This window comes from Nitrospinota bacterium, from assembly GCA_035528715.1.
Taxonomy (GTDB): Bacteria; JADFOP01; JADFOP01; order DATKYB01; family DATKYB01; genus DATKYB01.
In genome coordinates this window covers 48835-64413 of the sequence record DATKYB010000054.1, presented here as the reverse complement: position 1 = coordinate 64413, position 15579 = coordinate 48835, and the positions used below count along the sequence as shown (strand labels likewise).

15 protein-coding genes are annotated in these 15579 nt (G+C 36.6%); all 15 read left to right on the top strand.

The features are described 5' to 3' along the window. Positions 1-1126: ATPase, T2SS/T4P/T4SS family (locus tag VMW81_04535; protein HUU50203.1), on the top strand; the 1126-nt coding region annotated here is incomplete at its 5' end. 24 nt (positions 1127-1150) lie between these two features. Further along, entirely contained in the window at positions 1151-2242 is a 1092-nt protein-coding gene (locus VMW81_04530) for a type IV pilus twitching motility protein PilT (protein HUU50202.1), read from the top strand. Positions 2243-2264: 22 nt separating this feature from the next. Beyond that, on the top strand, positions 2265-3476 hold the full coding sequence (locus VMW81_04525) for a type II secretion system F family protein (GenBank protein ID HUU50201.1): 1212 nt from the start codon (positions 2265-2267) through the stop codon (positions 3474-3476). A gap of 40 nt (positions 3477-3516) precedes the next feature. Continuing rightward, a complete protein-coding gene (locus VMW81_04520) occupies positions 3517-5226 on the top strand; it encodes an ATP-binding protein (GenBank protein HUU50200.1) in 1710 nt (569 codons plus the stop codon). A 274-nt stretch (positions 5227-5500) separates the two neighbouring features. After that, on the top strand, positions 5501-6748 hold the full coding sequence (gene rho / locus VMW81_04515; protein HUU50199.1) for a transcription termination factor Rho: 1248 nt from the start codon (positions 5501-5503) through the stop codon (positions 6746-6748). A 183-nt stretch (positions 6749-6931) separates the two neighbouring features. After that, complete coding sequence (gene rpmE / locus VMW81_04510) at positions 6932-7138, top strand: 50S ribosomal protein L31 (protein ID HUU50198.1); 207 nt, start codon at positions 6932-6934, stop codon at positions 7136-7138. A gap of 21 nt (positions 7139-7159) precedes the next feature. Further along, on the top strand, positions 7160-8290 hold the full coding sequence (gene prfA / locus VMW81_04505) for a peptide chain release factor 1 (GenBank protein ID HUU50197.1): 1131 nt from the start codon (positions 7160-7162) through the stop codon (positions 8288-8290). 11 nt (positions 8291-8301) lie between these two features. Continuing rightward, the gene (gene prmC, locus VMW81_04500; protein ID HUU50196.1) at positions 8302-9192 is read left to right on the top strand and encodes a peptide chain release factor N(5)-glutamine methyltransferase; all 891 of its coding nucleotides are present in this window, start codon (positions 8302-8304) and stop codon (positions 9190-9192) included. Between the two features lie 9 nt (positions 9193-9201). Further along, positions 9202-10452, top strand: a complete 1251-nt coding sequence (gene murA, locus VMW81_04495; protein ID HUU50195.1) for a UDP-N-acetylglucosamine 1-carboxyvinyltransferase — start codon at positions 9202-9204, stop codon at positions 10450-10452. A 14-nt stretch (positions 10453-10466) separates the two neighbouring features. Beyond that, positions 10467-11759, top strand: coding sequence for a histidinol dehydrogenase (hisD, locus tag VMW81_04490; GenBank protein ID HUU50194.1), 1293 nt, complete (start codon positions 10467-10469; stop codon positions 11757-11759). Position 11760: 1 nt separating this feature from the next. Further along, complete coding sequence (hisC, locus tag VMW81_04485) at positions 11761-12825, top strand: histidinol-phosphate transaminase (GenBank protein HUU50193.1); 1065 nt, start codon at positions 11761-11763, stop codon at positions 12823-12825. A 20-nt stretch (positions 12826-12845) separates the two neighbouring features. Next, complete coding sequence (gene hisB, locus VMW81_04480; GenBank protein HUU50192.1) at positions 12846-13433, top strand: imidazoleglycerol-phosphate dehydratase HisB; 588 nt, start codon at positions 12846-12848, stop codon at positions 13431-13433. Positions 13434-13463: 30 nt separating this feature from the next. Then, positions 13464-14081 carry an imidazole glycerol phosphate synthase subunit HisH gene (gene hisH, locus VMW81_04475; protein HUU50191.1) on the top strand — a complete coding sequence of 206 codons (618 nt, stop codon included), beginning with the start codon at positions 13464-13466 and terminating at the stop codon, positions 14079-14081. A 1-nt stretch (position 14082) separates the two neighbouring features. After that, positions 14083-14829: a 1-(5-phosphoribosyl)-5-[(5-phosphoribosylamino)methylideneamino]imidazole-4-carboxamide isomerase gene (hisA, locus tag VMW81_04470; protein HUU50190.1), complete on the top strand. Its 747-nt coding sequence runs from the start codon at positions 14083-14085 to the stop codon at positions 14827-14829. Continuing rightward, positions 14819-15577, top strand: a complete 759-nt coding sequence (hisF, locus tag VMW81_04465; protein ID HUU50189.1) for an imidazole glycerol phosphate synthase subunit HisF — start codon at positions 14819-14821, stop codon at positions 15575-15577. The genes hisA and hisF overlap by 11 nt, the downstream gene beginning before the upstream one ends. Positions 15578-15579: the final 2 nt, after the last annotated feature.

Below are 15579 nucleotides of genomic sequence, written 5' to 3'. Positions count from 1 at the left end.
CTTAAGAGATGCTATCAAACAGGGTGCCAGTGATATTCATGCAGAATCCTATGAAAAGGATTTCAGGATTCGCTTCAGAATAGACGGGGTCCTTCATGATGTAATGTCTCCTCCTCTAAGGCTTAAGGCTGCTATCATTTCGAGGCTTAAAATAATGTCAGAGCTGGATATCTCAGAGAGACGCTTGCCCCAAGATGGAAGAATGAAGGTAAAGCTAAAAAATAAGGAAATCAATATTAGGGTTTCTACAACACCCACCCTTTTTGGTGAAAAGGTGGTTTTAAGGCTCCTTGATCCATCCAGTTTGTTATTAGATATGACTCACTTGGGTTTTGAAAAAAGCGAGCTACAGGGGTTTGAAAAAGCCATCAGCAGTCCTTTCGGGATGATTTTAGTAACTGGGCCTACGGGAAGCGGCAAAACCACAACCCTTTATTGTGCCTTGGATAAGATAAACAATGATGAAAAGAATATTATGACGGCTGAAGATCCGGTTGAGTTTAATTTAAGAGGAATTAATCAGGTTCAGATGAAGGAAAGCATAGGATTAAATTTTGCATCAGCTCTTCGTTCTTTTCTGCGTCAGGACCCTGATATAATTATGGTAGGGGAAATCAGGGATTTTGAAACAGCAGAGACAGCTGTAAAAGCAGCCCTAACCGGCCATCTTGTCTTCAGTACACTCCATACTAATGATGCCCCAAGCACGATAAGCCGATTGTTGAATATGGGTATTGAACCCTTTCTTGTTTCTTCTTCCGTTATTATGATATTAGCACAAAGACTTGTGAGAAGGATATGTGAAAATTGTAAAGAAAAGATAGAGGTTCCAACCAATGCATTAATAGATATTGGTTTTTCTCCAGAAGAAGCAAAGTCTCTAAAATGCTATAAGGGAAAAGGATGTGAGCAATGTGGTGGCACAGGGTATAAAGGAAGAGTTGCACTCTATGAGGTAATGCCGGTTAGAGAAGAGATTAAAGAATTGATTTTAAAAGGCGCTAGTGATATAGACATTAAAAGGGAAGCTGTGAAACTCGGAATGAGAACCTTAAGAAAGAGTGGGTTAGAGAAAATCAAAGAAGAGCTAACCACAATAGAAGAAGTCTTAAGGGTAACCTTTTGAGATTAATGAATAGAAGGAGAAAAGATGGTAAATTTACATCAGATATTAAAGACAATGATGGAAAAGGGAGCTTCTGACCTACATATTACGATAAAGTCTCCTCCGCAGTTAAGAATTGATGGGGCTTTAGTCCCTTTAGATATGCCGCCTTTAACACCAGCAGATACAAAAGAAATCTGTTATAGTGTATTAACTGATGCTCAAAAGTTGAAGTTTGAACAGGAAAAGGAGATAGATTTCTCTTTTGGCGTAAAAGGTTTGAGTCGTTTTAGGGCAAATGTGTTTATGCAGAGAGGGGCTGTTGCGGCAGCCTTCAGGACTATTCCTTATCAGGTTCTCTCTTTTGAAGAGTTGGGTCTGCCTCCCATTGTTGCGAATTTGACAAAGAAACCGCGGGGATTGATACTTGTAACCGGACCCACGGGAAGCGGAAAGTCTACTACATTAGCTGCAATGATAGATAAGATCAATTCAGAAAGACATGAACACATTGTAACTATTGAAGACCCCATTGAGTTTGTCCATCAGCATAAAAATTGTATTGTGAATCAAAGAGAGCTTAACGCCGATACTCTTCATTATCATAAGGCTTTAAGGTCTGCCCTGAGGGAAGATCCAGATGTAGTACTTATCGGAGAGTTGAGGGATTTAGAGACTATAGGCTCCGCATTGACTATTTCTGAAACAGGACATCTCACCTTTAGCACCTTACATACCAATTCATGTGCTCAGACAATCAATAGAATTATCGATGTGTTTCCTCCGTATCAACAGCCAGAGATCAGGGCTCAGCTCTCTTTTGTTCTTGAAGGGGTTTTAAGTCAAACCTTAATTCCAAGAATTGGAGGGGGGCGTGTTCTTGCCCTGGAGGTAATGATCCCTACCCCTGCGATAAGAAATCTCATAAGAGAAGACAAGGTCCATCAGATCTATTCAGCGATGCAGACCGGTCAAGCGAAGTTCGGTATGCAAACCTTAAATCAATCCTTGTTCGAGCTTTATCAAAGGAAGTTAATAACGTATGAAGATGCGATGGGTAGGTCTTCTATTCCTGATGAATTAAGGGCGATGATAGAAAAAGGTCAAAGCGGTCAATCTTTTTCACAAAAAAGATAAGAATCTGATCGGGGGTTAAATCATGCCTTCTTTTAAATATGTTGGAAAAACAAGGTCAGGAACCGTTCAAGAGGGAGAGGTTGAAGCCAAAGACAGGCTTGCTGCAGCCGCTATTTTGCGTCGTAGAAATATAACTGTTCAATCTATCAAGAAAAAATCAAAGGGTATCGAGATAAAGATACCGACGCTGGGTAAGAAAATCAAGGATAAGGATATCGTTATCTTTACAAGACAGTTTGCTACGATGATAGATGCTGGCCTTCCTTTAGTTCAATGTTTAGATATATTAGGAACTCAGACGGATAACAAAGCCTTTGGTAAGATCATCAATCAGATAAAAGAGAATGTGGAATCCGGGGCCACATTCAATGAATCCTTGAGAAAACATCCAAATGTATTCAGCGAACTTTATACTAATATGGTTGAAGCAGGTGAGACAGGGGGTGTCTTAGATACCATATTAAATAGGCTGTCTGCATATATGGAAAAGTCCATTTCTCTTAAGAAAAAGATTAAGTCTGCGCTTGTTTACCCTGCCAGTATTATTTGTATTGCAATCTTAGTCGTCATATTTTTAATGATATTCGTTATCCCAATTTTTGCTCAGATGTTTGCTGGGTTTGGTCAAACACTTCCTATATACACGAGAATAGTTATTGGTCTCAGTAACTTTATGACGAGCTATATACTCTTTATTCTGGCTTTTACAATCGGAGCGATGGTTTTCTTTCGTCACTTATATAAGAGAAATTTAAAGGTAAGGCGCTCTGTTGACTCGACACTTTTAAAGCTTCCCATATTCGGCACTTTGATTCAAAAAGTGGCAGTAGCAAAATTTACGAGGACTTTGGGGACCTTGGTAAGTAGCGGCGTACCCATTATAGAGGGCTTAGAAATAACGGCTAAAACCTCTGGCAATAAGGTAGTAGAAGGGGCTGTAATTTCTGCTATATCGAGCATAAAAGAAGGACAGACCATTGCAGAGCCATTAAGTAGGAAAAAGGTATTTCCTCCGATGGTCGTTCAGATGATAAACGTGGGAGAAAACACAGGGGCATTAGATACCATGCTTTCAAAGATCGCAGATTTTTATGAGGAAGAAGTAGATGCATCGGTGGCTGGCCTTACTTCCCTTTTAGAGCCTTTGATTATGGCATTTCTTGGGGTTATTATTGGATTTGTTGTTGTCGCTATGTATCTTCCTATTTTTAAATTAGCCACTTTTATAAAGTAAATTTAAAATTCATTAACCCTCCAGAGGACATTATCCAATAATGACTGATAGCCAATCAGATACTTCCGATAATGAACTTCAAAGAAGGTTAAAAACCTTAATGTTATTGAGGGTTATATTTCTTACCCTTTTTCTTGGAGTAGTAGTTATTTTCCAGAAAAAAGGGGGTGAAATTCCAGCCCTTATTCATATAAGCTTTCTTATAGGTCTTACCTATTTTTTGACCATTTTATATGCCATTCTATTAAGGAATATAAAGAATCTGATCTTATTCTCTTATGTCCAGATCATCGGAGATATAATCATAGAAGCAGGAGTGAATTATGTCACAGGGGGTGTTCAAAGTACCCTTTCATTTTTATATATATTTTCAATCATAACCGCAAGCATAATCATTTCAAGAAAAGGGGGATATATTATTGCCTCTTTTTCCAGTGTAATATATGGCACTATGGCAAATCTGGAGTTATATAATTTTATATCCCCTGCCTCTTTTTATGGGAAGATTTTGAGTTCCTTAGACCCAGGATATGTATTTTACTTAGTATTTTTTAATATCTTAGCATTTTTCCTGGTTGCATTCTTAAGTGGAAATCTTTCAGAAAGGCTGAAGATCACAGGAAAGGAACTGAGGCGGGAAAAGGATCATCTTATCAAGCTCCAGAGCTTTAATGAAAATATTGTAAATAGTATAGAAAGCGGCTTATTTACCACTGATATTAATAGAAAGATAAACTTTTTTAATAAAACTGCAGAGAAATTGACCAGTTATGAAAAAAACGAGGTCATTGGAAAATTCTTTTATGAGGTTTTTGTTTTACCAGATCTATCCGATAGTACGAGAAACATCTCTTTAGATAGCACTGATCCAAAAAGATATGAAGGAATTTTTAAGAGAAAAGATAAAAAAGAGATCTTTTTAGGAATGAGTTTTTCTTCTTTTAGGGATGAAAAAAATACGATTCAGGGAATCATCGGTATTTTTCAAGACATTACACTATTAAAGGAGATGGAAGAAAAGATAAGAAAAAAAGATAGATTAGCTGCGGTCGGAGAAATAGCTGCAGGGATTGCTCATGAGATCAGGAATCCTTTAACTTCTATCAGTGGGTCGGTCCAACTCTTAAAAGATACCTTTGGATTGAAAAAGGCTGATAGACAATTAATGGACATTGTGATTCGAGAGGCAGAGAGATTGAATACGATCATTTCTAATTTTTTAAATTATGCTCGTCCAGTACCTTTAGTTGTTGGCAGCTATAATATAAATGAGATTATTAATGAGACCATTGGGCTGTTCAAAAACAACAAAGAGTATCGGTCAGATATCGAAATATCTACAGATTTTAAACAAAAAAAGATTAATGCAATGGTAGATCCAAAACAGATAAAGCAGGTTTTTTGGAATTTGTATTTAAATAGTGCACAGGCAATGCCAGAGGGTGGTGTTCTCAGGATTGAGACTCATTATTGTGATGATAATGAAAGAAGTAAGATTCCTTCTAGAAAATTAGTAGACAGAGAAAATATAAATAAGTTTATAGAGATCAATATTAAGGACAGTGGAACTGGGATTTCTCAACAAGACATTGGAAAGATATTTGAACCTTTTTATACGACTAAAGAGGGAGGTAATGGATTAGGATTAGCAATAGTCTGTAGGATCATTGAGAATCATAAAGGAATCATAGAGGTAAAGAGTAAACCAGGGGAAGGGACTGCTTTTCAAATTTTCCTTCCTTCGCAGTAATGTAAAAAAGGTGTTGACAAAAGTATATATGTATATTATATTTGATTATCCCTTAAATAACCTTCTAAAAAATACTCTTATGAGAAATCCACGATTTAAAGTTTTTCGAAGGTTGAATAGTATATATAATGAATTATTAGGTATCTGATACAAATCTACTATTTCTTTCAATCCAAAGAATGGAATATCTATATTTCAAGTTATCTTTTTAATGACATTTCTTATATCTTTCATGAGAGAAATACTAATGAGTCTTTAAAAGGAAATATTTTTAATGAATATTGATGAGCTTAAAAGAAAAACGATATCTGAATTGTTGAAAATTGCGAAAGATTTTAATATAGCCGGTGCAAGCAGTTTACGAAAACAAGAACTCATCTTCAGGATATTAGAAGGACGTGCAAAGAAGAATGGATTGATCTTCGGGGAAGGGGTGTTAGAGACATTATCAGAAGGTTATGGATTTCTAAGAGCCCCGAGCTACAATTATCTTCCTGGACCAGACGATATTTATATATCTCCCTCTCAAATCAGAAAGTTTGATCTTCACACAGGTGATTCCATTTCGGGCCAGATTAGACCACCGAAAAATAGTGAGAAATATTTTGCCTTGTTAAAGGTTGAAGCTGTAAACTTTGATAATCCAGATAATGCTAAAGATAAGATATTTTTTGATGATTTGACACCACTCTATCCTCAAGAGAGGATTCATTTAGAAATGAGCAATGGCGATTATTCCACACGGATTATGGATCTGTTGACTCCGATAGGCAAAGGCCAGAGGGGATTGATTGTTGCTCCGCCTCGAACTGGAAAAACAATGTTACTTCAGTCAATTGCTAGAAGCATTACGACCAATCATCCAGATATAATCTTGATCGTTTTGTTGATAGACGAAAGGCCTGAAGAAGTAACTGATATGGAGCGTTCTGTGAAAGGAGAGGTGGTAAGTTCTACATTTGATGAGTCCTATGAAAGACATGTACAGGTAGCTGAGATGGTTATCGAAAAGGCCAAAAGGCTTGTAGAACACAAAAAGGATGTTGTGATACTACTTGATAGTATAACGCGGCTAGCCAGAGCATATAATGCTATTGTTCCCCCTAGCGGAAAGGTCCTCTCAGGAGGTGTAGATTCAAATGCTTTACAAAGGCCTAAAAGATTTTTTGGTGCAGCAAGAAATATAGAAGAAGGGGGTAGTTTGACGATCATCGCTACAGCCCTCATAGAGACTGGTAGCAGGATGGATGATGTTATCTTTGAGGAGTTTAAAGGAACAGGGAATATGGAATTGCATCTAGACAGAAAGTTGGTTGATAAAAGAATTTTTCCTGCTTTAGATATCCATCGTTCAGGAACAAGAAAGGAAGAGCTTCTTCTGGTATCAGAAGAACTCAATAGAGTATGGGTTCTTAGAAAGGTTTTAAGTCAATTGAATGTTGTTGAATGCATGGAATTGATCTCTGAGAGAATCAAAAAAACAAAAACAAATAAAGAATTTTTAGATTCTATGAATAGCTAGATTTATTGACCGATAAAACGAGGCTTCTGGATCATACCCATTCATATCTTTCACTCCATCAAGTATTTATTAAAAAGCTTTGATAATCAAATTTACATTATTTTTTTATTGCATTTTAAATTTAGTAAACTAAAATAATTAGTTTAATTAGTTAATTCATTAAAATTAGAGGAGGTTAGTAAATTGAAAGCTAAGATTCATCCAGAATATGTTGATGCAACAATAACCTGTGCCTGCGGGGAGGTTATTCAAACGAGATCAACCAAAAAAGAGTTAAAGGTTGAGATATGTTCAAAATGCCATCCCTTTTTTACAGGAAAGCAGAAGTTAATTGATACTGCTGGAAGGGTTGAGAGATTTAAAAGTAAGTATAAAAAAATAAAAAAATGATTGTTGGTTCAGGAAGAGATAATGTATCAAAAGTTAGACAATATAGAGAAAAGATTTGAAGAGTTAAACAATTTGATGAGCGGATCTTCGGTGAAATACAATCAAGAAGATTTTCACCGCTATGCAAAAGAGCACTCAGAGATCTCAAAGATTGTTAACAAATATAGGAAACTTAAGCATGTTCTTAGTCAAATAGATGATGATGAGAAGCTCTTAAGAGATGAGGAAGACAGTGATTTAAAAGAACTAGCAGAGTTAGAATTAAAAGAGCTTAAAGAGAAACAAAACCAATTAGAACATGAACTTAAGATGCTATTGACCCCTATAGATTCTGAAGATAAAAAAAATGTTATTTTAGAAATAAGGGCTGGAACCGGTGGAGAAGAAGCCGCTCTCTTTGCATTAGATCTCTTTAGAATGTATTCGAAATATTGTGAAAAACAGGGCTTCAAGATGGAGGTTTTAAGTGGACACATTAGAGGGGTCGGAGGTTTTAAGGAGGTTATCCTTTCGATTTTAGGTAAAGATGTCTTTAGTAGATTGAAGTTTGAAAGTGGAACCCACAGGGTTCAAAGGATACCTATTACAGAAGCTTCAGGTAGGGTTCATACCTCAGCAGTAACTGTCGCTATACTTCCAGAGGCAGAGGAGGTAGACGTTGATATAAATGATAATGATATAAGAGTGGATGTCTTTCGTTCCTCAGGACCTGGAGGACAAAGCGTTAACACAACTGATTCTGCTGTAAGAATCACTCATGTTCCAACAGGGATTGTGGTTACATGTCAGGACGAAAAATCTCAACATAAGAATAAAGCGAAAGCCATGAAGATTCTAAGGGCACGTATCCTTGATGAGCTAAAACGAAATCAACAGGCTGAGATATCTCAAAAGAGAAAGATTCAAGTTGGAAGTGGTGATAGAAGTGAGCGGATAAGAACATATAATTTCCCCCAAGGGAGAGTAACAGACCATAGAATTAACCTTACCCTTTACAAGTTAGAATCGATAATGGAAGGGGAGTTAGATGAAATAATAGAGGGGCTGACAGAAGCTTATGATTTAGAGAGGCTCAAGAACATCGAGGATAAAAATACCAATCTAGATAAGAACAAAAAGACCAGCAATTCATTGTTAGAACCAAAAAGATAAGGGTGTTTTTTATGTCATTGACCCTACGTGATTCTCTGCAATGGGGTATTACTGTGCTCCAAAAAAAAGGTATAAAGAGCCCGCGTTTAGACTCCGAGGTCTTATTAGCCAATACACTTGGCTTAGACAGATTGAGGCTTTTATTAGAACACCAAAGCGTTTTAGGCAATAAAGACCTGAGAAGGTTTAAGTCTTTAATTAAAAGGAGGGCATCGAAGGAGCCCGTCCATTATATTATTGGCGAAAAGGAGTTTTGGTCTTTAATTTTTAAGATAAATAAAGATGTATTGATACCTAGACCTGAAACAGAGTTTTTGATTGAAGGAGCATTGGAAATTGTAGAAGAATACGGTCTAGAAAGTTTAAATATAAAAAGAGAAATAAAGATTTTAGACCTTGGAACAGGATGCGGGAATATTCCCGTAGCATTAACTAAAGAGCTTAAAAACTGTTTTGTCTATGCCCTTGATCAATCAGAAAAAGCTCTGAAAGTCGCTAAAGAAAATCTGATATTACATTCTGTTCAGGATAGGACTCTACTCATTAAGGGAGATTTTTGCAAGGATTTGGGTTTCAAAAAGGGTTGTTTTGATATAATCGTCTCTAATCCTCCATATGTATCTGTTCATGAGCTCAAAAGACTCTCAAAAGAGGTCAAGGATTTTGAACCGATTGATTCTTTAAACGGAGGAAGAGGTGGGTTAGATTACATAAATGAGATAATTATAAAATCTCCTTATTTTCTAAAAGATAAAGGTTTTTTACTTCTTGAGATTGGAAAAGACCAGAGAGACTCTGTGCAGCGAATGATTGAAAACAGAGGCCTTTATGCTAATATCAGAGTTAAAAGAGACCTAGCAGGGATTGAAAGGGTAATCATGGCTCAAAAAGTAAAACAATAGGTTTATAATGTGGATCAGATAATAGTAAAAGGTGGTATATCATTACAGGGTTCTATTGAAATCAGTGGAGCAAAGAATTCCGCCCTTCCTATTATAGCCGCTTCCATTCTTACTAAGGAAAAATGTTTTCTAGAAAATGTCCCAAAACTCATTGATGTTAAAACTATATTTAAACTCCTTGAGGTATTAGGTGCCAAGATTGCAGATAACAACAAAGGGAAATTCACTATAGATCCATCAGAGATTAATAACATTGAAGCACCTTATGATTTAGTGAAAACCATGAGGGCCTCTGTTTTGGTTTTAGGGCCTTTGGTTGCGAGATTAGGAAGAGCAAGGGTTTCTTTGCCAGGAGGTTGTGCGATTGGAGCAAGGCCGATTGATTTACATCTTAAAGGTCTAGAGGCTCTGGGTTCCAAGATAAAGATTGAGCATGGTTATGTTAATATCTCAGCCCCAAAATTAAAAGGAGCGCATATCTATCTCGATTTACCTACTGTGACTGGTACAGAAAATATTCTTATGGCAGCATCTATGGCAGAAGGCCAAACAGTTATTGAGAATGCAGCCTGCGAGCCAGAGGTTGAGGGCCTAGCGAACCTCTTGAATAGTATGGGAGCTAAAATCACGGGTGCCGGAACTGATACCATTAAGATTCAAGGGGTGAAGAGCCTTCATTCATTTAAACATTCAATTATTCCTGATCGGATTGAGACAGGGACTTTTATGATTGCTGCAGCTATTACTGGCGGTGAAGTATTAATAAAAAATTGTATTCCAAAACATGTTCTTTCTCTGATTCTTAAGCTGAAAGATACGGGTGCAGATGTGGTAGAAGGTGATTCTTGGATTAAGGTAAGGAGAAATAAAGAGATAAAAGCAGTAGATGTAAAAACCGCTCCTTATCCAGGATTTCCCACAGATATGCAGGCTCAGATTATGTCTTTGCTTTCCATTGCTAATGGAATAAGCGTTATATCTGAGACAGTTTTTGAAAATAGGTTTATGCATATTGCTGAGCTTAAAAGGATGGGCGCTGATATTTCAATTGAAGGAAATAGTGCTATTATTAAAGGGGTTAAAAAACTCACTGGTGCCCCTTTAATGGCTACTGATCTAAGAGCCAGTGCTTGCTTAATCCTAGCTGGCCTTGTTGCTGAAGGGACTACGACGATCTCCAGAATTTATCATATTGACAGAGGCTATGAGAGGATAGAGAATAAATTGAAAAGTTTAGGGGCGAATATAGAGAGAATTTAAAAGGATTCTTCTCAATGAAAATCATAAATACAAATGATAAGGGAGTTAGAGAATCTTTAAAAAGAATTATTAATAGATCAGATCAGTCAATCGGCTGTGTAGACGAGACGGTTTTAAAGATTCTAAAAGACTTAAGAAGGCATGGTAATAAGGCTTTAATAAAGTATACTGAAACTTATGATGGTATAAAATTAAGTCCTTCATCATTAAAACTGAGAAAAAAGGACATAAAAAAAGCTTATCAAAAAACCGATCCACGTTTGGTTTACATTTTAAAAGAAGCAGCAAAAAGAATAGAGAGATTTCATAAGAGACAGAGAGAGAAATCATGGCTTTCTACTGATAAAAGAGGTGTTACATTGGGTCAGACGATTAATCCTATAAGGAGGGTCGGTATTTATGTCCCTGGTGGAAAAGCTTCTTATCCCTCCTCTGTTTTAATGAATGCCATACCGGCTAAAGTAGCTGGTGTCGAGGAGATCGTTATGTGTACTCCTACAAAGGAAGGAGATATCAATCCTTATGTTATAGTTGCAGCTGATATCATTGATATTGAAGAGATATATTTTATTGGGGGTGCACAGGCAATAGGAGCTATGGCTTACGGAACAGAGAATATTAAGAGAGTCGATAAGATAGTAGGACCAGGGAATATCTATGTTGCTACAGCCAAAAAGCTTGTTTATGGGCATGTGGACATTGATATGATTGCTGGTCCAAGCGAAATTGTAATACTAGCTGATAAATCCGGTAAGCCAGATTATATAGCGGCTGACCTTCTTTCTCAAGCAGAACATGATGAAATGGCTTTAACTGTGCTGATAACCCCAGAAAAAGGATTGGCAAATGATGTCCTCAGAGAATTAAATATACAAAAGGAAAAACTTTCTCGAAAGAAGATCATTAAAAAATCTTTAGATAAAAATGGATGGATATTGGTTGTGAAGGACCTCAAAGAAGGGATCTCATTGGTAAATGAGATAGCCCCTGAACATTTGGAGCTTTTTGTTTTGAAGCCATTTGATCTATTGAAAAAGGTGAAGAATGCTGGAGCCATTTTTTTAGGTTCTGATACCCCAGAAGTTTTAGGAGATTATATGGCTGGACCAAACCATGTTCTTCCAACAGGTGGAACGAGCAGATTTTTCTCTCCATTGGGGGTTTATGATTTTATTAAGAGATCAAACGTTGTCTTCTTTACCGACAAGGGTTTTAAAGAAATTGGTGAAAAGGTTTTTCATTTTGCAAACCTAGAGGGTTTAGATGCCCATGCCCATTCAATAAAGATAAGAGGATTGAATAGCTGAAATGAAGATAGAAGAGGTTGTAAGAGAAGAGATTAGAAATTTAAAACCTTATGAAGTAAAAGATTTTCCTGTTAGGATTAAATTGGATGCCAATGAAAGTACATATTCCTTACCAGAGGAATTTCAGGAAAGATTGTTATGCGAGATAAAAGGCATCGCCTTTAATAGATATCCTGATCCCCATGCTGTAAAGTTGAAAGAGATTATCAGTAAAGATCTTGAAATAGAAATGGATCAACTGATTATAGGCAATGGATCTGACGAATTGATACAATCTATTATGATAGCTTTTGGAGAATCTAAAGCAAAGGTGTTGTTTCCGGTTCCTACCTTTGCCATGTATGAGATTTTATCTCTGGCTTTAGGTAAAATTCCGGTTAAGGTTCCATTAAACGATAAGTGGGATTTAGATTTGGATACGATTAAAAAATATCTTAAAGAAGAACATCCGAGAACAACTTTTTTAAGTTTCCCAAATAATCCTACAGGTAACTGCTTTTCTATTGATAAAGTGTTAGAGGTTATAGACTTATCTGATGGGATTGTAGTTTTGGATGAAGCATATTATGATTTTTCGCAAAAGACCTTTATTCGCTATTTAAAAGATTTCAAAAATCTTATCATTCTTAGGAGTCTATCGAAGATTGGGCTGGCAGGTTTAAGGGTGGGTATTATGATTGCTAGTAGAGAACTGGTAGAACAGTTGATAAAAGTGAAACTTCCATATAATGTAAATATAATCTCTCAAGCAATCTCTGGGTTTGTATTGAGACACAAAGAGATCATCAATTCTCAGATTCAACTTATTCTTAAGGAAAGAGAAAAATTATTTGTTAGCATGGAGAATTTGGAAGGGATTATTCCTTATCCAACAGATTCTAATTTTATTTTATTTAAAGAAAAAAGAAATGCTAATTACATCTGGCGGAGTCTCTTAGAGCATGGAATACTGATAAAAAATTTAAATAACATAGAACTATTAGAAAACTGCTTGAGAGTAACTATTGGTCAAGAAAGAGAAAACAGTGAGTTTCTTAAAGTTCTAAAGAGGAGTTTAAAAACATAACTTAAACATGAGGGGAAAAAATGAATAGAGAGGCTAAAATAAAAAGATCCACTTTAGAAACTGACATTGAAGTTAAATTAAAAATAGATGGGAATGGGAAGCATGAGATCTCTTCTGGTATTCCTTTTATGGACCATATGATATCGTTAGTGGCAAAACATGGATTCTTTGATATTGAACTCAAGGCCAGAGGAGATACTGATGTTGATTACCACCACACGGTAGAGGATATCGGTATATGTCTGGGGCAGGCCCTTGAGAAGGCATTAGATAAGAAAAAGGGCATAAAAAGATATGGAGATGCTACTGTACCAATGATTGAGTCTCTTGCTTCTGTAACATTAGATTTAAGCGGAAGATCTAACTTTGTTTATAATGTCAAGATGAAGAAAGAAAAGGTGGGGGAGTTTGACACTGAACTGGCAGAGGAATTCTTTAGGTCATTTGCTGGGAATTGTGGCATCGATCTCCATATAAATAAGATTTATGGTGATAACACCCATCATATTTTAGAGGCTGTATTCAAGGCCTTTGGGCAGGCTTTGGATCAGGCTACAGCTATTGATCAAAGGATTAAAGGGGTACTTTCCACAAAGGGGAAATTATAAAACAAGATTTTTCAAAAAAGTGAAGTTGATATGATTGCTGTTGTAGATTATGGAATGGGAAATTTAAGAAGTGTTCAAAAAGGCCTTGAGAGGGTTGGGCAAGATGCGGTTATTACCAGTAATCCTGATATCATAAAAAAGGCATCTGCCCTTGTATTACCTGGTGTAGGTGCTTTTGGAGCCTGTATGAATAATCTTCAGAGCTATCGACTTGTGGATGTGGTTTTAAGTTCAATAAAAAAGGGAAAGCCCTTTCTGGGAATCTGTGTTGGGATGCAGCTTCTTTTTTCTGAGTGTGAAGAGTTCGGGAAAAGCCTTGGATTAGATATTTTAAAGGGAAAGGTTGTTCGCTTTCCTCAAACAGTAAATGGAGCAAGGCTAAAGATTCCTCATATGGGATGGAATAATATTAAATTTAAAAAGAATTCCCCTTTTTTTAAGGGGCTGCCAGATAACTCCTTTGTATATTTTGTTCATTCCTATCATCCGATACCTGAAGATAAAGACATTATTGCTACGACAACAAAATATGGAATTGAATTCACATCAAGTGTTTACAAGGATAATATCTTTGCCACTCAATTCCATCCAGAAAAGAGTCAGACCACTGGTTTAAATATCCTGAGGAATTTTGGTGAATTGATATAATATGCTTATCATACCTGCGATAGACATAAAAGCTGGAAAATGTGTGCGCCTCATTCAGGGAGAGAGAGATAGAGAAACCATATATTCTGATGACCCCTGTTTGATGGCTCAAAAATGGGTTGATATGGGAGCTGAGTTGCTTCACTTAGTGGACCTCGATGGCGCCTTTGAAGGGAAACCAGTAAATTTTGATATTATAAAGCAGATTGTTTCTTCAATAAAGATCCCGGTGGAATTAGGAGGGGGGATAAGGACCCTTAAATCTATAGAGGAATATTTTTCTGTTGGTGTAAATAGAGTTATTCTAGGCACCGCAGCTCTTGAAGATCATGGTATGGTAAAGGAGGCATGTAGAATTTCTCCGGATAGAATCATTCTAGGGTTAGATGCTAAGGATGGATATGTCGCTGTTAAGGGATGGACTCAGGTTGTTAGAAAAAGGGCCAGAGATTTAGCGAAGGAATTTGAAGGTTTGGGGCTAAGGGCTATTATTTATACAGATATCAAGAGGGATGGAATGATGACTGGTCCGAATATTCAAGGAGTAAAGGAGTTGGCCCCTTCTATAAAGATACCTCTGATTGTATCAGGAGGAATTTCTAGCTTAAAGGATATTGAAGATATTTCGAATTTAAAAGAGGGTAATATTGAAGGAATGATTATAGGAAAGGCCCTCTATGAAAAGTCCATAGATTTTAAAGAGGCACTAAGACTGGTAAAAAGAAAGAGGAATATCAATGCTTGCTAAAAGGATCATACCATGTCTGGATGTTAAAAACGGTAGGGTAGTTAAAGGGATTAATTTTATCAATTTAAAGGATGCTGGAAATCCTGTTGAGAATGCCGAGATATATGACAAAGAGGGTGCAGATGAGATCGTATTCTTAGATATAACCGCTTCCTATGAAAACAGGGATATTATATTAGAGGTGGTAAAGGAGACTGCTGAAAGGGTTTTTATGCCTTTAACTGTTGGAGGTGGTGTAAGAAACATAGAAGATATAAGGAAATTGTTAAAAGCCGGAGCTGATAAGGTTTCTATAAATACCACAGCAGTAAAGGAGCCTCTTTTTATAAAAGAATCATCCGAAAGGTTTGGAAGTCAATGCATTGTTGTTGCAATAGATGCTAAGAGGAAAAATGGAAATACTTGGGAAGTTTATATTCATGGGGGTAGGACGCCAACCGGTTTAGATGCAATAGAATGGGCACAACAGTCAGAAGAGTTAGGAGCGGGAGAAATTCTTTTAACGAGTATGGACAGAGATGGCACGAAAGATGGTTATGATTTAGAGTTGACCAAAAAAGTATCAGACTTGTTGGGCATACCTGTTATTGCTTCAGGAGGCGTAGGAACCTTAGAACATCTTTATGAAGGTTTGGCAAAAGGAGGGGCTGATGCTGTATTAGCTGCTTCAATCTTTCATTATCAAGAGTATTCAATAAGAGAGGCAAAAAGATATCTTCAAGAGAGAGGAATAGTTATAAGATTATAATA

Coding starts and splice junctions, on each gene's coding strand:
- VMW81_04530 (HUU50202.1), top strand. CDS start 1,151: ATGGTAAATTTACATCAGATATTAAAGACAATGATGGAAAAGGGAGCT.
- VMW81_04525 (HUU50201.1), top strand. CDS start 2,265: ATGCCTTCTTTTAAATATGTTGGAAAAACAAGGTCAGGAACCGTTCAA.
- VMW81_04520 (HUU50200.1), top strand. CDS start 3,517: ATGACTGATAGCCAATCAGATACTTCCGATAATGAACTTCAAAGAAGG.
- rho (HUU50199.1), top strand. CDS start 5,501: ATGAATATTGATGAGCTTAAAAGAAAAACGATATCTGAATTGTTGAAA.
- prfA (HUU50197.1), top strand. CDS start 7,160: ATGTATCAAAAGTTAGACAATATAGAGAAAAGATTTGAAGAGTTAAAC.
- prmC (HUU50196.1), top strand. CDS start 8,302: ATGTCATTGACCCTACGTGATTCTCTGCAATGGGGTATTACTGTGCTC.
- hisD (HUU50194.1), top strand. CDS start 10,467: ATGAAAATCATAAATACAAATGATAAGGGAGTTAGAGAATCTTTAAAA.
- hisC (HUU50193.1), top strand. CDS start 11,761: ATGAAGATAGAAGAGGTTGTAAGAGAAGAGATTAGAAATTTAAAACCT.
- hisB (HUU50192.1), top strand. CDS start 12,846: ATGAATAGAGAGGCTAAAATAAAAAGATCCACTTTAGAAACTGACATT.
- hisH (HUU50191.1), top strand. CDS start 13,464: ATGATTGCTGTTGTAGATTATGGAATGGGAAATTTAAGAAGTGTTCAA.
- hisA (HUU50190.1), top strand. CDS start 14,083: ATGCTTATCATACCTGCGATAGACATAAAAGCTGGAAAATGTGTGCGC.
- hisF (HUU50189.1), top strand. CDS start 14,819: ATGCTTGCTAAAAGGATCATACCATGTCTGGATGTTAAAAACGGTAGG.